Here is a 24,093-nt window from a genome sequence, read left to right as displayed (position 1 = left end):
GATACAATTCTAATTGTTTGCTAAAGGAGCAGATGCAATGGAAAACAATGAACCAAGAAGAAGCGGAACTGGTTCCATATGGCACCGATTTGATCGCCGTTTTTGTATTGGCCGCTGGCTTATTTTGATTTTGCTTAGCATAATACTTGTGGTTTGTACTTATTATACAGTTAAAGTTAAAACTTCAAATATATCTAATTTAAAAGCGTCTTTGTCAACAACGACTGCAATTTATGATTATAAAGGTCAAAAGGCGGGGTCGCTATACTCACAAAAAGGTACTTTTGTTGAATATAATAAAATTTCACCTAATGTTAGGAATGCTGTTATTTCCACTGAGGACAGAACATTTTGGAATAATTCAGGCTTTAGCATTAAAGGAATGGGGCGAGCAGCTCTTAGTTTAGTGCTTCATCGTGGTCAAATTGCTGGTGGTGGATCAACAATCACTCAGCAGCTTGCAAAAAATGCATTGTTAACACAAAAACAGACATTTTCCCGTAAGATTGAGGAACTTTTTTTTGCAGTGGAAATTACACATGTTTATTCTAAAAAAGACATCTTAACAATGTATCTAAATAAGGCATATTTTGGCAATGGTGTCTGGGGAGTTCAAGATGCCAGTCAAAAGTATTTTGGTAAAAATGCTAGTGAGTTAACTCCTGGTGAGGCCGCCACGTTAGCGGGGATATTACGTAATCCTAGTAGATATAATCCAATCGATCATATGTCATATGCACTTGCCCGTCGAAATCTAGTGTTAGATTTAATGACACAAAATCATAAGCTAACAATTCAGCAAGCTAAAATTGAGCAAAAGCAGGGCTTAACTTTAAAAGATACGTACCACAATAAAGATGGTTATCGCTACCCGTATTTCTTTGATGCAGTGATTGATGAAGCAATTAGTCGTTATGGCTTAAAAGAAGAAGACGTAATGAATAAGGGCTTGAAAATTTACACTACTTTAAATCAAAACTATCAGGATCAACTTCAGCAAAAATTTGCTCAAGATTGGCTGTTTCCTCAAAATGCACCTGATGGAACTAAGACTCAGGGAGCTAGTGTTGTAATGGATCCATCAACAGGAGCAGTTAGAGCTGTGATTGGTGGTCGGGATGATCATGTCTTTCGCGGTTATAACCGTGCAACCCAGATGAAACGTCAGCCCGGTTCATCAATTAAGCCTTTGGTCAGTTATGCACCAGCTTTGCAGCAGGGATATCATTATGATTCACAACTGTCAAATAAGTTACAGCGCTTTGGTCGAAATGGTTATGAGCCGCACAATGTAGATAATGGCTATTCTGATAGGATTCCAATGTATGTGGCGTTAGCGCAGAGTAAAAACATACCAGCTGTTTGGTTGCTAGATAGGATTGGAGTCTCTAAGGGGGTTCAATCCGCAAATAATTTTGGTTTAAAAGTTGCTAAGGAAGATCAAAATTTAGCATTAGCATTAGGAGGTCTATCTACAGGAGTTTCGCCTTTGCAGATGGCACGGGCATATTCTGCTTTTGCCAATAAGGGTAATCTACCTGATAGTTCATATTTCATTACCAAAATCACAGATGCTAGTGGCAAAGTAATTGCAGAAAATCATGATACAGGAAGGCATCGAATAATTTCGGAGAATACAGCTAAAGAAATGACAACAATGCTCTTAGGAGTATTTGCTAGTGGAACTGGTGCTTCGGCCCAACCAGCAGGCTACCGAGTTGCCGGTAAAACAGGTTCAACTGAAGTACCTAATTCATATGGTTTTGGAACCAAAGACCAATGGATAGTTGGCTATACTCCTGACGTAGTTGTTGCTACATGGGTAGGGTTTGACCGTACCAATCGGACTCATTATATGCATGGCGTGTCCGAAACAGAAATTACTAGGCTATATAAAGCTGAGATGGAGGGGATTCTTCCTTACACGGCTCAAAATCAGTTTAATGAACAGGCACCAAGTCAAATTATTAAGAATAATGGTACTGGGTTTGATTGGACAAATGATTGGAGTAATAAAATTGAAAAAGGGTTAGGTTCTGCTAGTGAACGACTTAATGAATGGTATAATGACGTCAAAGGTCTTTTAGGCCGGTAAATTAGGAGGATATTAAATGGTAAATATTTATGATTCAGCTAATCAAGTAGCAGCTGATTTACGACAAATTGATGAATATAAGGCTCTAGAAAAAGCGATTGCAGAAGTCAAGAGCAATGAAAAGAGCTTAAAATTGTTCCAAGAAATGGATAAAATGCAAACAAAAATTATCAATCTGCAGAGTCAAGGAAAAGACCTATCTAAAGAATTGCAGGACAATTATCAAAAATTGAATGAAGACGTTCAAAAAGATCCTCAAATTATTAAACTTTTGCAAACAGAACAGGTTCTGTATAAGTTGATTGATGACATTCAAAAAGCAATTACTAAGCCAATTAGTGATTTGTATGATGGTCTTAGAAATTAGAGATAGCAATGAAATTTATCCATTTTGCGGATGCACATTTAGATAGTCCATTTTTAGGACTATCTTTTTTACCATCTAATAGCTTTACCAAAATTCATCGAGCTCCCAACGATTCACTTACTAAAATTGTTGATTTGGCAGTGAAAGAACAAGTTGATCTGGTTTTAATAGCGGGTGATACCTTTGACAGTCCACGTCCTAATCCTAGCAGTCAGCTGTTTTTTTCGCATGAAATTGAGCGTTTAATTGAGGCAAGAATTCAAGTAGTTATGATTTTTGGTAATCATGACCATATGGAAAAAAAAGACTTGCTGGTTTCTGATAGTCCCTACTTTAAATTACTTGGTGACAGGGAACAAATTGAAACTATTACCAGGCGTACTAAGGGGGGGTTTGACTATGATGTAACGGGCTTTTCTTATTTAAATAATCATATTACAAATGATTTGGTTAACGATTTTCCTGTAAAAAGTTCCAATTACACCTTTGGTATGATGCATGCGCAGGAAAAATCAGGTAGCGGAGGACAAAATGTTTATGCGCCATTTAATTTAAGCGAGTTAAAGGAGCTTAATTACAATTATATGGCTTTGGGGCATATTCATTTACGACAAGTCCTTTCTCAAGCTCCTCTGATTGTATATTCGGGTAATATTCAAGGAAGACATATCAACGAAATGGGAGCTAAGGGTTGTTATTTAGGTGAAATCAATGAACAAACATTTCAAACGCAAATTCGTTTTATTCAAACTGGACCAATCACATGGCAACAAGCTGCAATTAAAATAACTGAACCTATTTCACAAACAGATTTACAGAGTAAAATTTTGCTGAACCTCACTCCTAAAGAAACCACATATTATAGTCTTAAAATTACAGGAGCAGAATTTTTAAATGATCAAGAGCGTGAGTTAGTTGAAGATAGTGAATTTTGGCAAATGATATCGCACAAACTCGATTTCGATTCACAACTTGTCGATGTCCGTTTCGCGGTAAGCAGTCGACTAAAGATTGCAGAAAATGATCAAGCATATTTTAAGAAAGCGCAGGAAGAAGTATTTACTGAGGATCAAATTCTGCGTCTATGTAAAGATTGGGCACAAAAAGATTCTTTTGCAACAGAACTTGCCCAAAATTCGCAATTCTTAAATGAAGTAAGGCAATTGGCTGAAGTAGAGTTAAACAGCAAGTTGAAAGGTAATTAACAATGAAATTAGTTAAAATCGCAATCGTTAATTTTGGCCAATTTTCAGATATGACAATCGATCTACCCAGTTCTGATATTAATGTTTTTTTTGGATCCAATGAGGCAGGGAAAAGTACAATTGTTGCCTTTATAAAGCAAATAATGTTTGGCTTTCATTTGGCTAAACATAAGAGCGACTTTTTCGAAGATTATCAACCGTTAGCTCGTGTTAGTCCTATGGGGGGATCTTTGTTTTTTGAAAATGCACAGGGTGATATTTATGAACTAGAGCGCTTATTTGCGAGTGGTAAGGGCTCTAAAGCAGGAACATTAACTGTTAAGCTCAATGATCAGGCAGTACCAGAAAGTACATTTTTTGACCAAATCAAAAATATTGATGGTTCTTTTTTTGCAGATAGTTTTATTTTTAATCAAGATATGTTAGCTAAAGTAAGTTCCATTCAGCAGACAGATTTGCTGGAGCGAATTTATTATCTTGGTGCAGCTGATAGTGACAAGTTAATTGATTTACGCGATTTTTTTGCCAAGAAGGCTAGTGAATTATTTAAAAAAGGAGGCTCTAAACCACCTCTTAATCAGTTAATCAAACGATTACAATCTCAAAAAAGTAAGGTTGATGATGCTGAAAGTGAGTTTACGACTTATCAAGAATTGAATTCAGACTTTAAAAACTTACAACAGCAACAAAAAGAGTATGAGAATGAACTTTTACAGCTTCAAAAAAAACAGAATAAATTACAACATTTACAAAATTTGATTCCTAGCTATCAAGAACTGACTTCGTTAGAAAAACAGCTAAAACCTGTCGAGTTTGATGAAGAAAAATATCAAGAAGCACAAACACTTTCCTTAAAGCTGCAGAGTTTAGAAGATCATCAGCGAAATTTACAAGAACGCTTAGCACAACTCAATCAGAATCAAGAAAATATGGCTGATGCTAGCAAATTATTGCAAAAAAAACCTGCTTTGCTGCAGTGGCAGGCTGAAGATCATAATTGTAGTCAAAAAAACCAGCAGCTTGCTAATGAACGTCAGCAATTATTAGCATTAGATCCTGAATTGTCTCAAATCGCTAAATTGGATCAGACAGCAGTTGCTCAACTTCAAGAAGAATATCAAAAATTATTGTCTCTTAATACCGATGTAGTAGTTCAAGAGGATAAGCAAGGACAAAGCCTGCTAGTGTTAGGAGTTGTTCTAGTACTTATTGGTATAGTTCTAATTTTGAGTATTTCTAAAATTGGTGGTTGTTTACTGGTAATGAGTGGAATTGTCTTTTTTTTGTTAGGAATAAAAAATCAGCAAAAACAAACTCAGATACAAAAACGTGCACAGAAAAGAAAACTTTTGGCAGAAAAGCAGCGCACTGCTTTTACAGCTAAATATGGTTTAAAACCAGATCGACTTGATATTACTAGATTAATTAATGATTGGCGACAATTTCAAACACTTGAGCACCAAAATAAAGTTAATCTCCAAAAAGAACAACAATTGGCAGATCAGTTAAAGCAACTAGCTATTGAAATAAGTGCGGTTCTGCATCAACGAGTTCAACCTGATTTTACCATTGTGGTTAGAGCGATGGATGAACTAGATAATAAATACAGTCAAAGTCGCTATCAGCAAGAAGCAGCCACTAACTTGAAGAATAATCTTGCAGAAAATTCTACAGCCTTAAAGAAAGCAAACTTGAGCCTGCAAACTGCTATGGCAGAATTTCAGGTACATAGTATGGCTGAATATGCGAATTTACAGGCTCAAAAGCAGAAGCAGACTGAATTACAGACTCAGATTAGTATCTTACAGAAAAATTTAGCAAAAGACTTGCCTCAATTAAAGTCATTTTTATTGGAGTCACAAACTGTAACAGATCAAAATAACCAATTACTTTATGAGATAAAGAAATGCCAAGAAAAACTTCAGACCACGCAAAGTGCAATTGCAGAAATCAAGGTAAAAATGGCCAACTTAGCTAATTCAACTGCTGTCTTTGCTGCTAAACAGGAATTAGCTGATTTGCAAACAGATTTTAGAAATTTATCAGCTAAATACTTGGCAAATGTTCTTGCTTGTGAATGGGTGGGACGTGCATTGGATTTGGCATCTAATGAGCGTTTTCCGAAGATGCTGGTAGTCGCCAAAGACTATTTGCGACTACTAACAAATAATCGGTATAATAATATTGAAGTTGGTAAGAAATTAACTGTTAGTCGCTATGACGGAAAGAAGATAAAAGTCCAATATTTATCACGTGGGACTTCTGAACAGCTTTACTTTGCTCTTAAACTGGCTTTTGTTCAGCAGATAGGGGATCAAATTAATTTACCAATTTTAATTGATGATTCATTTGTAAATTTTGATGATCAAAGAACAGAGTTAATAAAGGATCTACTAAAACAAATTGCTATGAGCAATCAAATATTGATTTTTACGGCTCAAGATAAAATAGTTGGTAAATTGCAGCACCCAATACTGCTAACGAAAGGAACCCAAAATGTATAGACGTTTGCTAGATTATAATGATGGTGAAGAATTAGAGTTAGTTGTTTTAATTAAAAATTCACAGTTACGGCATACTAAAAAGGGTAAATTATATTTGGCTTTAACTTTTGGAGATTCCTCAGGGGAAATTCATGGTAACTACTGGGATGCCAATAATCAAGATGCGACAATGTACAGCGCTGGAACGATTGTTGAACTTGATGGTAAACGAGAAGAATATCAAAGCCAGCCTCAGATTAAAATTTATAGTCTACGTGTTGTAGGACCTGAAGAAGGGTATGATCTTAAACAATTTATTAAGTCTGCTCCTGAAAAGATTTCAACAATGAAAGAAGAAATTAATCAATACGTTTTCGAAATTTTGAATCCGGTATGGAACCGAATAGTGCGCTTTTTGTTAAAAAAATGGAATCAGCGCTTTTTTGACTATCCAGCAGGTAAAAGTAATCATCATGCTGTTCGTGGAGGCCTAGCATATCATACTTTATCAATGTTACGCGATGCCAAGGCACTTGCTGATAACTATCCGCAAGTGAACCGCTCGCTGCTATATGCAGGCTGTATTCTACATGATATGGGAAAGGTACTAGAACTCACTGGCCCCGCCGCTACACAATATACAACAGAGGGAAATTTAATTGGCCATTTGGTACTGATTGATGAGCAAATTATGATTGCAGCGCATGAACTAGGAATTGATTCAGAGTCCGAAGACTTATTACTGTTACGGCACATGGTTTTGGCACATCATGGCAAATACGAGTATGGCTCGCCAAAGTTGCCAGCCTTACTTGAAGCAGAATTATTACACAGAATTGATGACTTAGATGCAGCGATTTATGCAATAACAAATGCTCTGCAACACACTCGTCCAGGTAGCTTTACTGATAGTATAATGAGTCAAGGTGGACGTAAATTTTATCGACCTCAAGTAGATGAAGCATTAACAAAATCTCATAAATTAGAATAAAATATTGTTTAGGGCGGAAGTTTATATAATCACTGCAGGCTCTTTATGAATGCTCAAATAGTTAGAATAACAACTAAGTATTAAGAGAATTTTTAAATGACTAAATATTTTAAGTCGGTAAAAGTAGGCAATAATTAGACAAAGAAAAGTGCTTAATTTTTGTTGTTCTTCAATTATGACTTTTTAGAAGATACCAAAAAGGGCTAATTCCATTATAATCTGGAGTTAGCCCTTTTTTATAAATTACTGATTAAAGCTCAAGATGATTATTTCTTATTTTCAGGAGTACTAATGTATGATGAAAGGGCATCTTGTAAGTCTTTATCCTTAATTTGAGGATCGGATTTCTTCAAAACAGTTGAAATAACGCTCCGCATTACTTCTTGATTCTGTGACATTGAACGATAAATTTGATCATCAATGTTTTTCTTGTGTGAAGCAAATGAACCTTTATCTGGATGGTCAATCATTCTAATTATGTGATATCCAGATTGTGATTTAACGGGGGTCTTAGTTGTTTGACCAGTCTTTAACTTAAATGCAGCTGCCTTGAATGCGGGATCTAAAGTTGAATCTGTTGAATCAAATGCTGGTAATTTTCCATCATTTGGTTTTGTAGCGGTATCAAGTGAATATTTCTTCACTAAACTCTTAAAACTCTTGCCATCTTTCAACTCGCTAATAACTTGTTCAGCTTTTGATTTTTTCGAAACTAAAATATGTTGAACAGTTACCTTAGGTTCATATGTTTTCCAAACTTTATCTTCTTGACTCTTGGAAATTTTTTTAACATCTTTCAAAGCTGCTTCAGTCAATAAGTTAGTCTTTAAACTCTGCTTGAAACTGGAAGCAGTCATTCCGTTTTGTTGCAATACAGCGTCGAATTGAGAACCATATTGCTTTTTATAGTTATTAAATTGCTTATCAACTTGACTACTAGAAACTTTACTACCATATTGTTGTTCCAATGCGCGATTGATGATCATATTTGCCAGGGTAGTTTTACCTGCTTGTGATTTTTTCAATTCTTCGTAATAATCTTGTTGGGTGATTTTACCACCTTTGTATGAGGCAACAGTCTTGCCCCCATTAGAACAAGCAGCAGTTGATAATGCAATTCCAGCTACAGCAACTACTGCAGCTAATCTTTTAATATATTTGTTCATAAAATAAATCTCCACATCCTTATTTAATTAAGTCACCGAGAACTAATATAACATAAACTGAGTAAAAACGTTTTTAATTTGTTGATTTTTACGGAAAAATCATTCTTTCTTTAATCTTTTTTAGAATTAGTTTTATTATCAATAACCAATTGTTCAGCCTGTTTTTGTAGTTCATCAATTAAGCGACTAATACTCATTTGATAATATTCAAAATCATTTTGCAGTGCTGAGATTGCCCTTTTACTTGCAGGTAATGTATCATTTAATTCTTGACGAGCGTTTTTTAAGTTAGAAATTGCCTGTGCAAGATTTGTCGCATCTTTTTTTGTTGCTTGCCCTTGATCTTGTATAGATTGTCCGAGCCGCCTGCCATTTTTAAATTTAAACAACGAAAGAATTATTCCACAAGCAGCTCCCGTAGCTAATCCCACATTAAAGTTAAATCGTTTCATAATTCCTCCTTAAAACTGTGCTTTTATTTGTGTAGCAATTTTTTGATAATCTGCCTCACTATATTGTTCTTCATTATTGCGAGTGGCAATTTTGAGCCCATCGCCTTCAAAGCGTGGAATGAAATGAATATGTGAGTGCATTACAACTTGTCCAGCACTGCTACCATTGTTCGTACTAATATTCATTCCGGATATTTTAGGGTCGAATTTTTTAATTGCATTAGCAATTTCTGGGATATACTGTAAGTATTTTTGTATATCTAGGGATGAATAATCGAAAAAGTTAACGAGATGTTTTTTGGGTATCATCAGAGTATGTCCAGGGTTAACTTGCGACAAGTCCAAAAAAGCTTTGACATCCTCATTTTCAAAAATGGTATAGCTGGGAACTTCACCGCGAATAATTTTACAAAATAAACAATCTTGTTTTAGTTCGTTCATGTTAAAACCTCTTAATTTCAAAATTTAGTTTCTTTTAGTATCATGCTATCATATAAGAAGAGTAAATTCATTAAAAGAAAGACAGGAATTATGGTTCTAAAAATAGATCATTTGACGGGGGGCTATGCTGGTGTCCCAGTTGTTAAAGATATTAACTTAGAAATTAAACCCGGTGAAGCTTTGGGACTGATTGGGCTTAACGGCGCTGGTAAATCAACAACGATTAAACATATTTTGGGACTGTTACGTCCGCAAAAGGGGAAAATATCAGTAAATGGGATTGAGCTAAGTAGCAATCCATCTGCCTTTAAGAAACAGGTGTCATATATTCCTGAGATGCCAGTTCTATATCCAGAGCTAACGTTACAAGAACATTTAGAACTGACAATTCTAAGTTATAATTTGAATAAGAAAAAAGCGAAAAAGAGGGCGAAAGAACTTTTACAGCAATTTCGCTTAGATGACAAACTGGACTGGCTTCCCATTCATTTTTCTAAAGGAATGAAGCAAAAGGTTATGATTGTGACGGCTTTTCTTGCCGATACGCAATTACTGGTAATTGATGAACCCTTTACTGGTCTTGATCCTTTAGCCGTTGCCAATTTGATTGCTTTAATTAAACAAGCTGTTGATAATGGAAAAATGATTTTGATGTCTACTCATATTTTGGCTGATGCCGAACAAGCAATCTCGAATTATGCTGTCTTAAATAATGGGACAATTGAAGTAGTTGGAAGTTTACAACAGTTGCGTGAACATTACGGCTTAAAAGCTGCCGATTCATTCGATAAAATTTATCGTATTCTAAACCAGGAGCAGCAACATGCGTAAGTTAGCGAAAAAGAGATTAAAGAAAAATTTCCAGCAATCACTTAAGTATTTGGTTCTTGTGTTTAACGATTTTTTTGTTTTAGCGTTGATTTTTTTATTTGGTGCATTGATGTTTTGGTATGCTCAAAGTATGAAAGTTATGCCTGAAAATTTATGGTTTTATCGACCAATAGTTGGTGCATTATTGTCCTTACCCATATTTGTAGGCAAACTAGTAACATTGATTCAACCAGCCGATTTACAATTTTTATTACCAGAAGATGAGAATATGCTCATTTATTTAGCTCCAATGCTTAAGTATAGTTTATTAGTTCCGGTAATCTGCTTATTATTTCTTGCAGGAATTTTATTTCCGTTTGCAACGATTAAGGCATTAGTTCCTTCATTAACTTATGTGATTGCAGTTTTAGCAGTTTTAGCAGCAAAGATTTTGCAGCTAAAAGTAATGGAATACAATCTATTTTTCACACGTAAAGTTTCACTTATCACTGTTAATTTACTGTTTTTGGCTATCTTTACTTTTGCGTTGATTTGGCCACAAACTATTTATATCATTGCGATTTTATTAATCATAATTTTGCTTTTTTTGCTATTGAAGCCGCAAAACGTTACCCTATTTGATTGGCGATATGCAGTTAAGCAAGAGCAAAATCGTAAAAGTCAAATTTATAATGTCTTTAGCATGTTTACTGACGTTAAGGAAAAAGTGCCCAAAATTAAGCGACGGAAATACTTGGATTTTTTGTTGCCTAAATCATTAGCAAAAGAAAATCCAAACGGTTTTCTTTACCGACGTTCGCTTTTACGAAATCCGGAAAATTTAAACTTACTAGTTAGAATGACAGCCTTTGCTGTTTTAATTTCATGGTTAGTACAAAACTGGCTTTGGGCACTTGGATTATCATGTTTGGTGGTTTTTTTGACCGTTTATCAATTATTACCCATGGCAAGCGAATTTGATGATAATATTATGTATCGGATTTATCCAATTGAGTCAGCCAAAAGAGGCCAAGATTTGGTAATGGTTTTAGCACTAGCATTAATTATGCAGTGGTTAATTATTAGTTTATTTTGGTTGTTGATTTTACCGATCAATCTGCAATTATTTGAAGCAAGTGGGCTACTTTTAATCTTTAGTTTATTAGTTGGCCGATTATATTTACCAATAAAAATTAAGCAAAGGAAGATTTAATCGATGAGATTACGTAATAAACCGTGGGCAGTTAACTTAGTGAATGAACATCCAGAAAGTGTTTTAGATCGTCCAGACCCTGATCAAAAAATCAATTGGGCAAACCGCTTTCCAGATCCTTCCAAGCCTCTAGCCGTCGAAATCGGGTCCGGCAAAGGAAAGTTTATTACTACACTGGCTGAGCAACATCCTGAAATAAATTTTGTGGCTGTGGAATTACAAATTACGGCTGCCGGAATTATTTTGCGCACAAAATTAGAAAAGCAATTAGATAATTTACAGATTTTATGCGCAGACGCTGCTAATATTGATCATTTTTTTGAAAAGCATAGTGCAGGGGTGCTATATTTGAATTTTAGTGATCCATGGCCGAAGACTCGTCATGAAAAGCGTCGTTTAACTTATAAGAATTTTTTGACAAAATATCAAGCAATATTGGTTCCAGAAGGGCAAATTGAATTTAAGACCGATAATTCCGGACTCTTTTCTTATTCGTTGCAGAGCATGAATAATTATGGAATGCACTTTGATTATGTTTCAGTAGATTTGCACAACGACTCAAGTGAGATTGCTAATGATAATATTGAAACCGAGTATGAACATAAATTTGCGGCCAAAGGTAATCCGATTTATGCCCTTCATGCTGATTTTGGAGTAAAATAGTAAATTAACAGTAATGATTGTGAGGTTTTTACATTGGAACAAATTAAAGAGTTAGATCAAGCTAAATTAACTGAAATTACTAAGTCAGGTCGTGTTGTCCTAGAATTTTCGGCCGATTGGTGCCCAGATTGCCGTTTTTTAGACCCATTTTTACCTGAAATTGAACAAGATTTTTCCAATATTAAGTTTTATCAAATCGACCGGGATGGTTCGATTGATTTAGCGAAAGAATTGAATATTATGGGAATTCCTTCATTTGTTGTCTACCAAGATGGCAAAGAAATTGGTAGACTAGTTAATAAGGATCGCAAAACTAAGGAAGAAGTAGAAAACTTTTTGCGATCACTTGACTAAATGAAAGAGGATTATAATAGATGATTACTAGTATTAACAAACGCAGCTACCCTAATACTTTGATTGTGATCTTAGGTCAAGACCATGGCAAAAGTAATTATGAAGAAAAAGATGGCGTAACGCGTATTAGCAATGAGGATGGTACTGTTACTGGCTATAACTTTTTTAATGTTGACCAATTAATCGCATATGATAAGTTACCAGATGGTCAAGTTAAACTTTCAGATGCTGAGCTTGCTGCTTTAAACAAAAAATTGACTGAAGTGGGTTTTGATGAAAAAATTGCTTATGGTCAACCAACGCTCGTTTATGGCTATGTTAAGAGCTGTGAGAAGCACCCAGATTCCGATCATCTGCATGTTACCACGGTTGAAGTGGGAAATGGTAAGGAGTATCAAATTGTCTGTGGTGCTCCTAATATAGCTCAAGGGCAAAAAGTTGTTGTGGCGTTACCTGGTACTTTAATGCCTAATGGTCAAATAATTTGGCCAGGTGCATTGCGTCACGTTGATTCTTATGGAATGATTTGTTCGGCACGTGAGTTAGGCCTTGAACATGCGCCTCAAAAGCGTGGTATTTTAGTGGTTCCGGATGATTTTGTGATCGGAGCTGCTTTTAATCCAGAAAAATGTGATGAGTTACTTGCGAGTGGCAAAATTAGCATGTAGCAGTAAAAAGAACTTTTTAATAAAAGTTCTTTTTTTATGGGTAGTGTTTCACTAACGCTTCTGCTCTTTTATAAAAATAATGGTAAAATGATAAGCAATGTGAATTAAATTTTGGAGCTTAAAATATGTTAGATAAAAATAAACAGATTTGGTTTATCGGAATTAAGGGAACTGGCATGGCCTCATTGGCACTGCTGCTTAATGATTTGGGATACAATGTTGCTGGTAGTGATATTGAAAAATACACCTTTACTCAGGTACCACTGAAAAAAGCCGGGATCAAAGTAGCTAAATTTGATGCAAAAAATATTAAGCCAAACGGTCAAATTGTTGTTAAGGGAAATGCTTTTAAAGAAGATAATATTGAAGTTAAGGCATGTCAAGATAAAAAGATTTCTTGGCAAAGTTACCCCGATACAGTTGAAGAAGTTGTTAAAATGCACACTAGTATTGGCGTTTCTGGGACTCACGGTAAGACTTCGACAACCGGCTTGCTTGCTCATGTATTAGGTGAAGCAGCTCCTACTTCCTATCTTATTGGTGATGGTGAAGGCAAAGGAGTTCAAAACTCGCGTTTCTTTGTTTATGAAGCTGATGAATATCGCAGGCACTTCTTAGCATATCATCCCGATTACCAAATTATGACTAACATTGATTTTGATCATCCTGATTATTTTAAGGATCAAGCGGACTATGCCTCAGCATTTCAAACAGCAGCTGATCAAACCCAAAAGGGCTTATTTGTTTGGGGAGCAGATGAACGGCTAAAGCAGTTACAAACGCGAATTCCTAAATATACATATGGCTTTAGCGCTAATGATGATTTTCAGGCAATTGATATTCAAAAAACAACCACAGGTTCGACATTTAAGGTGCAGACTCATGGCAAACTAATTGGCGAATTTACGATCCACCTCTTTGGCGATCATAATATTTTAAATACAACAGCAGTAGTTGCAATTGCCTATAAAGAAAATGTTCCGTTGGCTGATATTCAAAAGGGTTTATTGACATATCGAGGGGCTAAAAGACGCTTTTCCGAAAAAGATTTTGGTGAGACAAAAATTATTGATGACTACGCTCACCACCCAACGGAAATGCGGGCAACAATTCAGGCTACCCGGCAGAAATTTCCTCATAAGAGGTTAGTCGTCGTTTTTCAGCCACATACTTTTTCACGAACCAAAAAATATGCCAATGATTTTATTGAAATTTTATGCGGGGTAGATAAAGCATATCTAACACCAATTTATTCTTCAGCAAGAGAAGCTAGGGGTGACATTGCTAGTGAAGACATTGTGGCACAGATTCCAAATTCAGAAGTGATTGATTTGGATAATATTGCTGACTTAACTCAGAATAGAAATAGTGTTATCGTTTTCATGGGTGCAGGTGATATCCAAAAATATGAGGAAGCATTTGAAAAACTGCTTTAAAATTTGTTGCTAACCTAAAATAAAAATATTTTCTTCTAAAAAATAATGTTTATGTTTGATATAATTGTTTTATTGTAAGAGTTAAACACCTTATAAAATTATTATTATTAAACTTTAGTAAGTTAAGGAGACAAACAATGGTTAGTAAAAAAACAATTTTTAGTAGTATAATTTTGGCTGCTATGGCCTTAATGTCTACCAATGTTAAAATAGTGAACGCTGATTCTTTACAGAATAATCAAGAATCAAAAATGGCTGTGTCTGATCAAGCGCCATTTGTTGGTCCAGACGTAGTTGTATATTACCAAGATGAGCAGGGTAACGATATCGTACCTAGAGACGTTATTGAGGGAACTGCTAACAATGGATATATAACGAATGCAAAAGAAATACCTGGTTATACAATGATTAGTAGGCCAGCTAACGCTACTGGTATTTTTGGTGCAGTACCTCAAAGAGTTGTCTATGTTTATCGTTCAAATGATAGCCATCTTGTTTCAATGACCTTGATGCATAACGCATATATTTATGACCTGAATCACCAACGTATTGGTAAGGAAATGTTGCCAGCTTTTACAAAGGTTAACGTTTATTCACCACTTGTTCGCCTAACTGATGGTAGTTTGGCTTATCAAACGGACACCAATAGTTATATTATGGCAGGGAATGTTTTTGGAACCCTACGGACAGTGAAGAATGATACTTATGTTTATGAAACTAGTAGTAAGAAAACAAGCAAGCGTATAGTGCCAGCTGGTAAGCAGATTCTTACTTTTGGATCAAGGTACAGATTTTATGACTGTAATGGTTACTACCGTGTAGGTGGTCCAAAGAAACAATATATTCGCGTTGATAATTTTGTTAAAGAAGTAAAATAATTAACTAAAAACCCCGTAATAGTTACGTTGAATAACTGTTACGGGGTGTTTTTTAGTTGAATTTTACATTATATTTTTGCCCAATTGGCGGAAAAGTAGGTAGACGCAGTGGTGTAGTGTGCCACTGCGTAAATAAGGTGGCACATAATAGAATAAATGGAACATCCTCAGGTCGCAAAATATCACAAGTTAAGATTACACCCAACTTATTCATATCTGTTTTAACAGTCGCAATTTTTTTTAAGCCACTTAAAAATTTGTAACTACCATTTTTAATACTACCACTAACAAGATAGTTTAATCTGGTAATGTAAAAAAGATTAGTCAGTCTACTATTTAATTTTTTAACTTTGACTAACGAGTGATTAACGACATCAATTGTAAAAGATGAAATGAGACCATTTCCGTCAGAGTATAGTCGACCAATTTCTTTGCCATTAGTTCTTTTTAAATAAAGCGTATGATTTGGATTATCAAGATTGCCTTGAATAATGTAGCAAATCTTGCCATTTTGATCAGCTACGGGAATTTGGCCATACTCCTGTTTCTGATTTAATTCCAATAAATAGCGCATTAAAGCACCTCTATTCTTTAGCGTTGTCGCTAATAAATTTTCTTAAAATATGTGCCACACCATTTTCATCATTTGTCTTAGTAATTATTTGTGCCATTTTTTTAATTTCAGAAACTGCGTTAGCCATTGCAACACCAGTTCCTGCTGCTTTGATCATACTGGCATCGTTTAAATTATCTCCGATAGCTGCAATTTCTTCTGCTTGAATATTTTTGGTTTTACCATAGTCGAGTAAGGCTGGCCCTTTCTGAGCTTGGATATCGTTAATTTCAATGTTAGCAGAACCACTTGATGTTATCGCCAATCCTCCTAAGTCTTGAATTTCTTTTTTAGCATTAATAAACGCCTTAGGTCCCCGACCATCAAATGAAATAATTTTCATAACTTCAAGATTTTGCTGTAATAACAGGTTTCGCAGGTGAGGCACAAATGTCATACTCAACATCACGTTACTGCCAGCGGCAATCGCAACTGCTTGTTTGAAAGAAAGTTTCTTGTTTAAAGCAATCATTGAGCGAGCAAAATTAACGATTCGCTGACTGATATCTTCGGAATATATTTTATCTGCAGTAACCAATTCATAATAAAGATGGTGACGTTCTAAAATCGTGGCGATTTGCAAAGCCTTTTTTTGTGATAGAGGATGTTTAACACGTAGCTGGTCGTGTGCATCATAAACTAAAGCACCATTAATATTAATAAATCCAGTTTGAATACCGTATTTTCTGATTTCTTGGCGAGACTGTTCAGGGGCCCGACCCGTTGCAATTATAAATTCAATACCATTTTTTTGGGCATCACGAATTGCTTTTATGTTTTCAGATGAGATATCTAGGTTACTATTAAATAAAGTTCCATCAAGATCACAAGCTACTAATTTAATCAAGATAAAATTGCTTCCTCCTTTCAGTCTGCAGGCTAACAATGCTATTGCAAAATTTTGCCTATCGTCTTAGCTTAATTGCTAAAAAGCGATTAAATGTTTTAGTATTTTTATCAATATAAGTAATTTCATGATACCATAAAAGTCGGTGAAAGAGAGGCTGTTTAAATAATGAAAAAGTTTATAGGCAATGACTGGGATCAAGTTTTGGCACCTGTGTTTGCAAGTAATGATTATCAAAAACTGCGTACATTTTTGAAAAAAGAATATGCGACTAAGCAGATTTTTCCTGATATGTATCATATTTTTACTGCTTTTAAATTAACGTCTTTTGCTAAAACCAAAGTAGTTATTTTAGGACAGGATCCGTATCATAATCCAGGCCAAGCAACCGGAATGAGTTTTAGTGTAATGCCGGGGGTCGATTTACCACCGTCTCTAAAAAATATCTATCAAGAATTGTATGACGATGTTGGTTGTCAACCAGTGCAACATGGTTATTTGAAAAAGTGGGCAGATCAAGGTGTATTGATGCTAAATGCAGTTTTAACTGTGCCATATGGCAATGCTAATGGTCATCAAGGAATGGGCTGGGAGAAAGTAACTGATAAAGCAATTAAGGCTCTAAGCGATCGTGGGCAAGTTGTGTTTATCTTGTGGGGTCGGTTTGCTCAAAACAAGATCGCTTTAATTGACCAAAAGAAGAATTTTGTGATTAAATCAGCTCATCCTAGTCCATTTTCGGCTGATCGCGGATTCTTTGGGTCACGTCCCTTTTCGCGATGTAATGAAGCCTTAAAAAAATTTGGTAAAAGTCCAATTGATTGGCAATTACCGCTTCAAGTAATGCAATCAGAATTAGCATAGGTAAGATAAATGAGTGTTTTTGAATTATTAGAAAAAAAATTAACAATAACAGGTAAGAAATATCGTATTGTTTTTCCAGAAGGAGAAGACCTAAGAATTTTACGTGCAGCTGCGCAGCTGGCACAAGGTGGAGTCATTGAGCCGATTTTATTAGGTGATCCTAAACGAATTAATATGATTTTAGAAAAAGAAAAAATAATATATTCTTCGTCGCAAATTATTGATTTCATGCACTATCCTCGACTTGCAAAGTTACAGCAAGAATTTATCAATGCCCGAGGTAAACAAGTGGACAATGAGATGGTAAAGAAGCTTTTACAAAATCCCAATTACTTTGGCACAATGATGGTTCAAATTGGCGATGCGGATGGAATGGTTTCAGGTGTTGCTCATTCAACGGCTGAGACAGTTCGTCCTGCACTGCAATTAATTCATCCTGCTGCTGGAATGAAGAGGGTATCTGGTAGTTTTATTATGGAACGGGGTGAAGAAAAGTATATTTTTGCGGATTGTGCGATTAATCCTGAACCAGACAGTGCCACTCTAGCAGAAATTGCCTACCAATCGGTTCAAACTGCACAAATGGTAGATCTTGATCCTCAAGTTGCATTTTTAAGTTTTTCGACTAAAGGTTCTGCCAAAGGTGCAATGGTTGAACGAGTTGCACAAGCTTGCAAATTATTTAAACAAACTTATCCCACAATTCCAGCTGATGGCGAGTTACAGTTTGATGCCGCTTTTGTCCCCGAAATCGCAGCCAAAAAAGCACCGACATCAGTACTTGCAGGAAGAGCAAATATCTTTGTGTTTCCAGAATTACAATCAGGTAATATTGCATATAAGATTGCTCAACGCTTAGGTGGTTTTAATGCAGTCGGACCTATTTTACAAGGATTAGCCAAACCAATTAATGACCTGTCCCGTGGTGCGAACAGTAACGATATTTATAATGTTGCAATTTTGACAGCAGCACAAGCAATGTTGGGAGAAGAAAATTAATGGACCTTAAAGTCAATTCCTCTACTGAAATGAAAAAAATTGGAGCAGCCATTGCTCAAACTGCTCAACCACATGATTTATTATTACTGAATGGCGATTTAGGCGCGGGAAAAACCACTCTAACTCAAGGGCTTGGTGCTGCGTTAGGGATTAAAAGACCAGTTAAAAGTCCGACATTTACCATCGTGCGGGAATATCAAGAAGCTACTTTACCACTTTTTCACATGGATTTTTATCGCTTAGAAAATGATGATTTATCATCAATTGATTTAAACAGCTATTTAGCCGAACCTGGCTTAGTTGTCATTGAGTGGCCAGAAGTAATTAAACAAGAATTACCTGATCAATATTTGCAAATACAAATTCTGCGAGTTGATGATAGTTGGGATTCAACTAAGCGGATAGTTAGTTTGCAGCCACAAGGTGAAAGGAATGAGCGGTGGGTTCAAGCAATTATGAAGCAAATAAACTAAAAGAGGTGGGTCATATCATATATCAGACCCGCCTCTTTTTTAATAAAATCAAACTTGTTCAACTAAATTTTTGATTGCTTCATCGCCAAATTGCTTTTCCTGTTCAAGTAAAATACCTGCGCATGCTTCGCTGTCACTTAATGCATTATGATGATGCCACAATTCAACATTTAATGCCTTTGCTACTGTATTTAATTTATGATTAGGCAAATTAGGTTCAAATTGCTTACTAGTCCGCAATGTATCGATAACAAAATAATGTGGTTCACTAATATCATATCGCGCTAAACTCTGGCGCATAACATTGGTATCAAAACGTGCATTGTGTGCACATACAAGCATACCAGGTTGATATAGGTCTTTAATATAAGGCCATACTTCAGCCATTGTTGGAGCAGTTGCTACTTCTTGTGCAGTAATATCATGAATCTGAATATTACGAGCATCAAATGGCATTTGTGGGTTGATTAAAGTATAGAAACGGTCAACAATTTGATTGTTGCGAACCATCACTAAGGCAAGTGAACACGCACTTTCTGGGTGACGATTGGCAGTTTCAAAGTCCATTGCAATAAAATTCATTTTTTCTCCTTTAAAACGTAATTTTAGTATAACATAGAGTGAAGCAAAAGCCTGAATGCGGTAAAATATAAAGAAATACTTGTACAATAGAAGGGATTTTAGTATTGGAGTTAGTTGAACTTATCCAACAAGGAATTGAAATCGAACAAAATGTTCCACTGAGTAAATATACATTTACTAAAACAGGTGGGCCAGCGGAATACTTGGCTTTTCCACGTAGCCAAAAAGAACTTGAGCAGTTAATTTATATAGTTCGTAACCAAAATATATCTTTGACTATAATTGGTAATGCATCTAATTTAATTATTCGCGATGGTGGAGTAAAAGGATTAGTAATAATTTTAACCAAAATGAACCAAATTAAAGTACTAGGCGATGAAGTTACTGCTCAGGCTGGAGCGCGGATTATTGATACCGCGTTTAACGCTGCAAATAAGGGATTAAGTGGTCTTGAATTTGCGTCAGGGATACCTGGTAGTATCGGAGGAGCAATTTATATGAATGCTGGTGCTTATGGTGGAGAAATCGGCTCAGTAGTGAAAGAAGTTCAAGTATTGACTCGAGCTGGTGAATTAAAAACATATACAAAAGATAAAATGGTGTTTTCCTATCGTCATTCTTTAGTGCAAGACAATGGTGATATTGTTTTGTCGGCGACTTTTGCTTTAAAAAAGGGTCAAAAAAGGAAAATTCTGGCAGAGATGAACTATTTAAATGCGCTTCGACAATATAAGCAGCCTCTAGAATATCCCTCGTGTGGTAGCGTCTTTAAGCGGCCTACTGGTCATTTTGTTGGGCCAATGATCATTGCTGCTGGGCTTCAAGGTAAACAAATTGGTGGAGCACAAGATTCGATGAAGCATGCAGGATTTATTGTCAATAAAGGAGGTGCTACCGCAAGCGACTATCTTGCTTTAATTGAATTAATTCAGCAGAAAATTAAAGAAAAAGATGGGATAGATTTGCAAACTGAAGTTAGAATTATTGGTGATCCAGTTGAATAAACTGGTAATATAAAATAAATTGAAAGGATTAGTTATGCATTATAATGTTGCAAATATCTTCACTTGGAGTAGCTTGTCAACCATTCTGGATGTATTGATTATTTGGTTTTTGGTCTATCACCTTGTGGTTTTAATCAGAGGAACTAAGGCTGTTCAATTAGCCAAAGGGATTGTGTTGATTTTTATTGTGCGTATCATTGCGGGATTTTTGCAATTACATGCGACAACGTGGTTGATTGATCAGATTGTATCTTGGTCAGTAATAGGAATTATCATAATTTTTCAGCCCGAAATTAGGCGAGGATTGGAGCATTTGGGACGCCTACCTATTTTTGGTGAGCGCGAAGACAGTGAACGTGATCAATCGCTTCACTTTATTAATGAGCTTGATAAAGCAATTCAGTATATGTCCAAGCGCCGCATAGGTGCCTTAATTACTATCCAACAGGAAACTGGACTTGAAGATTATATTGAAACTGGAATTAAGTTGAATGCACACGTAACTGGAGAATTATTGATTAATATCTTTATCCCTAATACACCGTTGCATGACGGTGCTGTGATCATTAATAAGGATCATACAATTGCGGTTGCGGCGGCATATCTGCCACTATCTGATAGCACGATGATCCCTAAAAGACTGGGAACTAGACACCGCGCTGCTGTTGGTATTTCTGAAGTAACTGATGCAATTACAATTGTTGTTTCTGAAGAAACTGGTGGTGTCACAATCACTCGAAATGGTCGAATGATGCTTGATATGACTCGTGAGGAATACATGAAGTATTTAACCGCTGAATTAGTGCCTAAGAAAAACGGCAATGATAAGTGGTATCAAAAAGCCTTGCAAAAAATTTGGAAGTGGGGTGCAGATCGATGAAAGAGTTTTGGCGAAAAACATGGTTCATTCGCCTTGTTTCACTTTTGATTGCAATTTTATTAGTAATTTATGTTAATTACACACAAAATGGTTTTTTGACTCCAGGACAAGCGGAAAGAACCAAGCAAACTGCTAATAAGGTACAGACTGTCAAAGTTCCTTTACAAGTTTCAATTGATACCGATAAATATTATGTTGTGGGCTATCCTGAAAAAGTTAGTGTTACGTTGGAAGGATCAACGGCATTAGTAACGTCAACTGTTAATACACAGAATTTTCGAGCCTATATTGATTTAACTAATAACAGGATTGGAGATCAAACAGTTAAGGTTCATATTAATGGGATTAATAATCAAATTTCTTATACAGTTAATCCTAAAATTGTTCATGTAAATGTTCAACGTCGAAAATCAACGACAATGCCTGTACAAATAGAGTATAATAAAAATGCCGTAGCAAGCGGATACAAGTTTGGCAAAACAAGTGTTGATCCGCAACAAGTCGAAGTTACCGGTGCTCGTGGCGAAGTAGATCAAATTGATCAAATCGTAGCAAAGATTGTATTGCCAAATGGAATTGATCATTCTTATGAAAGACAAGTTAGTTTGATTGCTGAGGATCAAAGAGGTCGACAATTGAATGTGATTATTGAACCGGCAACGGCAAGGGTGACAATTCCAATTACTACCGCCCAAAAGAAAGTTAAGGTTGCATTACAGCCAAAACATGAAAAAGCTAGAAAAGTTTATTCTCTGACGGCTAAAAACAATTATGTTACTTTATACGGTAGTGAATCAGCTCTGGCAAAAATTAAAAGCCTACCAGTTGCAGTAGACCTTAGAGATGTTAACTCTTCGACAACAAAGACTGTGAAATTAAAATTACCCAATGGGGTCGTTAAGGCTAATCCTAATCAGATTAACGTTGAGTTAAAAGTAGATAATATAAACGATTTTAAAGATAAATAGAAAGGTGTTTTATATGTTAAAGTATTTTGGCACTGACGGTGTTCGAGGCGTAGCAAATCAGGATTTATCCCCCGAAATGGCATTTAAACTTGGGCGTGATGGAGGTTACATTTTAACTAAAAATAAGTTGAAGAAAGAACAAGCAAAGGTATTAGTATCTCGTGATACTAGAATTTCAGGTCAAATGCTTGAGTATGCTTTGATTTCGGGCCTTCTTTCCGTTGGTATTGAAGTGCTTGAAGTTGGTGTGATTACTACTCCTGGCTTATCTTATTTAGTACGTGCTCAAGGAGCGGATGCAGGAGTGCAGATTTCAGCTTCGCACAATCCTGTTGAGGATAATGGTATTAAGTTCTTTGGTAGTGATGGTTTAAAATTATCTGATGAGATGGAGGATGAGATTGAGAAATTGATCGATGCTCATGAAGATCTTTTACCCCGACCATCAGCTGATGGGCTAGGTTCTGTCACGGATTTTCATGAGGGTAGTGCAAAATATCTGCAATTTATTGAAAATACGATTCCCGAAAATCTTGATGGCATAAAGGTTGTAATTGATGGTGCGAATGGTGCAGCTAGTAGCTTGATTTCCCGTTTATTTGCTGATTGTGGCGTTGATTTTACAACAATTGCAACTCATCCTAATGGATTGAATATTAATGATCATGTTGGGGCAACTCATACTGAAAGGTTACAAGAAGAAGTAGTAAAGCAAGGCGCACAACTGGGCTTAGCATTTGACGGTGATGCTGATAGATGTATAGCTGTTGATGAAAACGGGCATGAAGTTGATGGTGATCATATCATGTATATTTTAGGAACTTTCATGGAAGATAGTGGTCGCCTAAAAAATGATACGATTGTAACAACAGTGATGAGTAATCTCGGCTTTACAAAAGCTTTAGAAAGACGCGGAATTAAGAATGTTCGTACACAAGTCGGAGATCGGTACGTTTCTGAAGAAATGCGTGCTCATGGCTTTAATTTGGGAGGTGAACAATCAGGACATGTGATTATGAGTGATTATCATAATACTGGAGACGGGATGCTAACCGGGCTTCATTTAATGCTTGTTATGAAAAAAACTGGTAAAACATTATCTGAATTATTGGTTGATTTTAAAGATTACCCCCAATGCCTTGTAAACGTTCCTGTCAAAGATAAGAATAGCTGGAAACAGCATCAAGCAATTCTTGATGTAATTAATGATGTCGAAAAAGATATGAATGGTGATGGACGCGTTTTAGTTCGTCCCTCGGGTACCCAATCACTTCTAAGGGTTATGGCAGAAGGACCAACAGAAGAAGAAACAGCTACGTATGTTAAACGTATTACCGATGTTGTTAAACAAGAAATGGGCGTTTAGTCAATGTATCATAAAAAAAATCTGTGAAAAATTGCAAATAAATAAAAGAGCTGATAATTCTCGTTGATTATCAGTTTTTATTTTTGATTTATCTCTTTGTGCCAAATTAAACTAAAAAAGATCTTTGAGTAAGCATTGATTTTTCAAATATTCTTAAATATGTATATACCAATTTAAAACACTGTGCTTGACCAATTCAAAATAAAAGGTTAATATTCTTTATGTAGCTTCAGTTATAAAACTAATCCATTTTTAAATAATATAACTATACCAAA

25 protein-coding genes are annotated in these 24,093 nt (G+C 35.7%); 19 read left to right on the top strand and 6 right to left on the bottom strand.

What is annotated here, in order from left to right:
* Positions 1–37 precede the first annotated feature (37 nt).
* From F5ESL0246_RS05725 to F5ESL0246_RS05705, 5 genes are read left to right on the top strand one after another with little or no spacing between them, the layout of a single operon-like run.
* Positions 38–2,095 carry a PBP1A family penicillin-binding protein gene (locus tag F5ESL0246_RS05725; protein WP_122018555.1) on the top strand — a complete coding sequence of 686 codons (2,058 nt, stop codon included), beginning with the start codon at positions 38–40 and terminating at the stop codon, positions 2,093–2,095.
* A gap of 16 nt (positions 2,096–2,111) precedes the next feature.
* Positions 2,112–2,462, top strand: a complete 351-nt coding sequence (locus tag F5ESL0246_RS05720; protein WP_122018554.1) for a YlbF family regulator — start codon at positions 2,112–2,114, stop codon at positions 2,460–2,462.
* Positions 2,463–2,470: 8 nt separating this feature from the next.
* The gene (locus F5ESL0246_RS05715) at positions 2,471–3,667 is read left to right on the top strand and encodes a DNA repair exonuclease (protein ID WP_122018553.1); all 1,197 of its coding nucleotides are present in this window, start codon (positions 2,471–2,473) and stop codon (positions 3,665–3,667) included.
* Between the two features lie 2 nt (positions 3,668–3,669).
* Complete coding sequence (locus tag F5ESL0246_RS05710; protein ID WP_122018552.1) at positions 3,670–6,171, top strand: AAA family ATPase; 2,502 nt, start codon at positions 3,670–3,672, stop codon at positions 6,169–6,171.
* Positions 6,164–7,141: a 3'-5' exoribonuclease YhaM family protein gene (locus F5ESL0246_RS05705; RefSeq protein ID WP_122018551.1), complete on the top strand. Its 978-nt coding sequence runs from the start codon at positions 6,164–6,166 to the stop codon at positions 7,139–7,141. Before F5ESL0246_RS05710 ends, F5ESL0246_RS05705 begins: the two co-directional genes overlap by 8 nt.
* Positions 7,142–7,407: 266 nt before the next feature.
* On the opposite strand, the gene F5ESL0246_RS05700 is transcribed toward F5ESL0246_RS05705, so the two are convergent.
* The 3 genes from F5ESL0246_RS05700 to F5ESL0246_RS05690 all read right to left on the bottom strand — a co-directional run bounded on the left by F5ESL0246_RS05700 (position 7,408) and on the right by F5ESL0246_RS05690 (position 9,200).
* On the bottom strand, positions 7,408–8,307 hold the full coding sequence (locus tag F5ESL0246_RS05700; RefSeq protein ID WP_122018550.1) for a peptidylprolyl isomerase PrsA: 900 nt from the start codon (positions 8,305–8,307) through the stop codon (positions 7,408–7,410).
* A 110-nt stretch (positions 8,308–8,417) separates the two neighbouring features.
* The gene (locus tag F5ESL0246_RS05695; RefSeq protein WP_122018549.1) at positions 8,418–8,759 is read right to left on the bottom strand and encodes a hypothetical protein; all 342 of its coding nucleotides are present in this window, start codon (positions 8,757–8,759) and stop codon (positions 8,418–8,420) included.
* A gap of 9 nt (positions 8,760–8,768) precedes the next feature.
* Complete coding sequence (locus F5ESL0246_RS05690) at positions 8,769–9,200, bottom strand: HIT family protein (protein WP_122018548.1); 432 nt, start codon at positions 9,198–9,200, stop codon at positions 8,769–8,771.
* 90 nt (positions 9,201–9,290) lie between these two features.
* On the opposite strand from F5ESL0246_RS05690, the gene F5ESL0246_RS05685 reads away from it, so the two are divergent.
* The 7 genes from F5ESL0246_RS05685 (at position 9,291) to F5ESL0246_RS05655 (ending at position 15,222) form a co-directional block, all read left to right on the top strand.
* A complete protein-coding gene (locus tag F5ESL0246_RS05685; RefSeq protein WP_122018547.1) occupies positions 9,291–10,031 on the top strand; it encodes an ABC transporter ATP-binding protein in 741 nt (246 codons plus the stop codon).
* Positions 10,024–11,223, top strand: coding sequence for an ABC transporter permease (locus F5ESL0246_RS05680; RefSeq protein ID WP_122018546.1), 1,200 nt, complete (start codon positions 10,024–10,026; stop codon positions 11,221–11,223). The genes F5ESL0246_RS05685 and F5ESL0246_RS05680 overlap by 8 nt, the downstream gene beginning before the upstream one ends.
* 3 nt (positions 11,224–11,226) lie before the next feature.
* Positions 11,227–11,886 carry a tRNA (guanosine(46)-N7)-methyltransferase TrmB gene (gene trmB / locus F5ESL0246_RS05675; RefSeq protein ID WP_122018545.1) on the top strand — a complete coding sequence of 220 codons (660 nt, stop codon included), beginning with the start codon at positions 11,227–11,229 and terminating at the stop codon, positions 11,884–11,886.
* Positions 11,887–11,919: 33 nt separating this feature from the next.
* Positions 11,920–12,240, top strand: a complete 321-nt coding sequence (locus F5ESL0246_RS05670; protein ID WP_122018544.1) for a thioredoxin family protein — start codon at positions 11,920–11,922, stop codon at positions 12,238–12,240.
* A 20-nt stretch (positions 12,241–12,260) separates the two neighbouring features.
* The gene (ytpR, locus tag F5ESL0246_RS05665; protein WP_122018543.1) at positions 12,261–12,908 is read left to right on the top strand and encodes a YtpR family tRNA-binding protein; all 648 of its coding nucleotides are present in this window, start codon (positions 12,261–12,263) and stop codon (positions 12,906–12,908) included.
* A 125-nt stretch (positions 12,909–13,033) separates the two neighbouring features.
* Positions 13,034–14,344, top strand: a complete 1,311-nt coding sequence (murC, locus tag F5ESL0246_RS05660) for a UDP-N-acetylmuramate--L-alanine ligase (RefSeq protein ID WP_122018542.1) — start codon at positions 13,034–13,036, stop codon at positions 14,342–14,344.
* Positions 14,345–14,481: 137 nt separating this feature from the next.
* On the top strand, positions 14,482–15,222 hold the full coding sequence (locus tag F5ESL0246_RS05655; RefSeq protein ID WP_122018541.1) for an SLAP domain-containing protein: 741 nt from the start codon (positions 14,482–14,484) through the stop codon (positions 15,220–15,222).
* Positions 15,223–15,274: 52 nt separating this feature from the next.
* On the opposite strand, the gene F5ESL0246_RS05650 is transcribed toward F5ESL0246_RS05655, so the two are convergent.
* Both F5ESL0246_RS05650 and F5ESL0246_RS05645 read right to left on the bottom strand, forming a co-directional pair.
* Positions 15,275–15,796: a hypothetical protein gene (locus F5ESL0246_RS05650; RefSeq protein WP_122018540.1), complete on the bottom strand. Its 522-nt coding sequence runs from the start codon at positions 15,794–15,796 to the stop codon at positions 15,275–15,277.
* Positions 15,797–15,806: 10 nt separating this feature from the next.
* Positions 15,807–16,682, bottom strand: a complete 876-nt coding sequence (locus F5ESL0246_RS05645) for a Cof-type HAD-IIB family hydrolase (protein WP_122018539.1) — start codon at positions 16,680–16,682, stop codon at positions 15,807–15,809.
* Between the two features lie 168 nt (positions 16,683–16,850).
* Between F5ESL0246_RS05645 and F5ESL0246_RS05640 the strand changes: the two genes are divergently transcribed.
* Genes F5ESL0246_RS05640 through tsaE form a run of 3 tightly spaced genes read left to right on the top strand, consistent with a single transcriptional unit; the run spans position 16,851 to position 19,018 of the window.
* Positions 16,851–17,546: a uracil-DNA glycosylase gene (locus F5ESL0246_RS05640; RefSeq protein WP_199688572.1), complete on the top strand. Its 696-nt coding sequence runs from the start codon at positions 16,851–16,853 to the stop codon at positions 17,544–17,546.
* A gap of 9 nt (positions 17,547–17,555) precedes the next feature.
* Positions 17,556–18,545: a phosphate acetyltransferase gene (gene pta, locus F5ESL0246_RS05635; RefSeq protein ID WP_122018537.1), complete on the top strand. Its 990-nt coding sequence runs from the start codon at positions 17,556–17,558 to the stop codon at positions 18,543–18,545.
* Positions 18,545–19,018, top strand: coding sequence for a tRNA (adenosine(37)-N6)-threonylcarbamoyltransferase complex ATPase subunit type 1 TsaE (gene tsaE / locus F5ESL0246_RS05630; RefSeq protein ID WP_122018536.1), 474 nt, complete (start codon positions 18,545–18,547; stop codon positions 19,016–19,018). Before pta ends, tsaE begins: the two co-directional genes overlap by 1 nt.
* A gap of 48 nt (positions 19,019–19,066) precedes the next feature.
* On the opposite strand, the gene F5ESL0246_RS05625 is transcribed toward tsaE, so the two are convergent.
* Positions 19,067–19,600 carry a 3'-5' exonuclease gene (locus F5ESL0246_RS05625; RefSeq protein ID WP_122018535.1) on the bottom strand — a complete coding sequence of 178 codons (534 nt, stop codon included), beginning with the start codon at positions 19,598–19,600 and terminating at the stop codon, positions 19,067–19,069.
* 104 nt (positions 19,601–19,704) lie between these two features.
* Between F5ESL0246_RS05625 and murB the strand changes: the two genes are divergently transcribed.
* Genes murB through glmM form a run of 4 tightly spaced genes read left to right on the top strand, consistent with a single transcriptional unit; the run spans position 19,705 to position 23,818 of the window.
* On the top strand, positions 19,705–20,604 hold the full coding sequence (murB, locus tag F5ESL0246_RS05620) for a UDP-N-acetylmuramate dehydrogenase (RefSeq protein WP_122018534.1): 900 nt from the start codon (positions 19,705–19,707) through the stop codon (positions 20,602–20,604).
* 34 nt (positions 20,605–20,638) lie between these two features.
* Positions 20,639–21,484, top strand: coding sequence for a diadenylate cyclase CdaA (gene cdaA, locus F5ESL0246_RS05615; protein ID WP_122018533.1), 846 nt, complete (start codon positions 20,639–20,641; stop codon positions 21,482–21,484).
* A complete protein-coding gene (locus F5ESL0246_RS05610) occupies positions 21,481–22,452 on the top strand; it encodes a YbbR-like domain-containing protein (protein ID WP_122018532.1) in 972 nt (323 codons plus the stop codon). Before cdaA ends, F5ESL0246_RS05610 begins: the two co-directional genes overlap by 4 nt.
* Positions 22,453–22,465: 13 nt before the next feature.
* A complete protein-coding gene (gene glmM / locus F5ESL0246_RS05605) occupies positions 22,466–23,818 on the top strand; it encodes a phosphoglucosamine mutase (protein WP_122018531.1) in 1,353 nt (450 codons plus the stop codon).
* Positions 23,819–24,093 lie beyond the last annotated feature (275 nt).

Source organism: Lactobacillus sp. ESL0246 (assembly GCF_003692965.1).
Classification (GTDB): Bacteria; Bacillota; Bacilli; order Lactobacillales; family Lactobacillaceae; genus Lactobacillus.
The sequence above is the reverse complement of the archived record's forward strand: the minus strand, read 5'-3'. Positions and strand labels throughout refer to the sequence as shown.

Excerpts from the sequence above, each read along its gene's own strand:
- trmB (WP_122018545.1), top strand. The coding sequence starts at position 11,227 with ATGAGATTACGTAATAAACCGTGGGCAGTTAACTTAGTGAATGAACAT.
- F5ESL0246_RS05690 (WP_122018548.1), bottom strand. The coding sequence starts at position 9,200 with ATGAACGAACTAAAACAAGATTGTTTATTTTGTAAAATTATTCGCGGT.
- glmM (WP_122018531.1), top strand. The coding sequence starts at position 22,466 with ATGTTAAAGTATTTTGGCACTGACGGTGTTCGAGGCGTAGCAAATCAG.
- pta (WP_122018537.1), top strand. The coding sequence starts at position 17,556 with ATGAGTGTTTTTGAATTATTAGAAAAAAAATTAACAATAACAGGTAAG.
- F5ESL0246_RS05695 (WP_122018549.1), bottom strand. The coding sequence starts at position 8,759 with ATGAAACGATTTAACTTTAATGTGGGATTAGCTACGGGAGCTGCTTGT.
- F5ESL0246_RS05725 (WP_122018555.1), top strand. The coding sequence starts at position 38 with ATGGAAAACAATGAACCAAGAAGAAGCGGAACTGGTTCCATATGGCAC.
- F5ESL0246_RS05705 (WP_122018551.1), top strand. The coding sequence starts at position 6,164 with ATGTATAGACGTTTGCTAGATTATAATGATGGTGAAGAATTAGAGTTA.
- F5ESL0246_RS05655 (WP_122018541.1), top strand. The coding sequence starts at position 14,482 with ATGGTTAGTAAAAAAACAATTTTTAGTAGTATAATTTTGGCTGCTATG.
- murC (WP_122018542.1), top strand. The coding sequence starts at position 13,034 with ATGTTAGATAAAAATAAACAGATTTGGTTTATCGGAATTAAGGGAACT.
- F5ESL0246_RS05650 (WP_122018540.1), bottom strand. The coding sequence starts at position 15,796 with ATGCGCTATTTATTGGAATTAAATCAGAAACAGGAGTATGGCCAAATT.
- F5ESL0246_RS05610 (WP_122018532.1), top strand. The coding sequence starts at position 21,481 with ATGAAAGAGTTTTGGCGAAAAACATGGTTCATTCGCCTTGTTTCACTT.
- F5ESL0246_RS05710 (WP_122018552.1), top strand. The coding sequence starts at position 3,670 with ATGAAATTAGTTAAAATCGCAATCGTTAATTTTGGCCAATTTTCAGAT.
- cdaA (WP_122018533.1), top strand. The coding sequence starts at position 20,639 with ATGCATTATAATGTTGCAAATATCTTCACTTGGAGTAGCTTGTCAACC.
- F5ESL0246_RS05720 (WP_122018554.1), top strand. The coding sequence starts at position 2,112 with ATGGTAAATATTTATGATTCAGCTAATCAAGTAGCAGCTGATTTACGA.
- F5ESL0246_RS05640 (WP_199688572.1), top strand. The coding sequence starts at position 16,851 with ATGAAAAAGTTTATAGGCAATGACTGGGATCAAGTTTTGGCACCTGTG.
- F5ESL0246_RS05680 (WP_122018546.1), top strand. The coding sequence starts at position 10,024 with ATGCGTAAGTTAGCGAAAAAGAGATTAAAGAAAAATTTCCAGCAATCA.
- F5ESL0246_RS05625 (WP_122018535.1), bottom strand. The coding sequence starts at position 19,600 with ATGAATTTTATTGCAATGGACTTTGAAACTGCCAATCGTCACCCAGAA.
- tsaE (WP_122018536.1), top strand. The coding sequence starts at position 18,545 with ATGGACCTTAAAGTCAATTCCTCTACTGAAATGAAAAAAATTGGAGCA.
- F5ESL0246_RS05715 (WP_122018553.1), top strand. The coding sequence starts at position 2,471 with ATGAAATTTATCCATTTTGCGGATGCACATTTAGATAGTCCATTTTTA.
- F5ESL0246_RS05700 (WP_122018550.1), bottom strand. The coding sequence starts at position 8,307 with ATGAACAAATATATTAAAAGATTAGCTGCAGTAGTTGCTGTAGCTGGA.
- F5ESL0246_RS05685 (WP_122018547.1), top strand. The coding sequence starts at position 9,291 with ATGGTTCTAAAAATAGATCATTTGACGGGGGGCTATGCTGGTGTCCCA.
- ytpR (WP_122018543.1), top strand. The coding sequence starts at position 12,261 with ATGATTACTAGTATTAACAAACGCAGCTACCCTAATACTTTGATTGTG.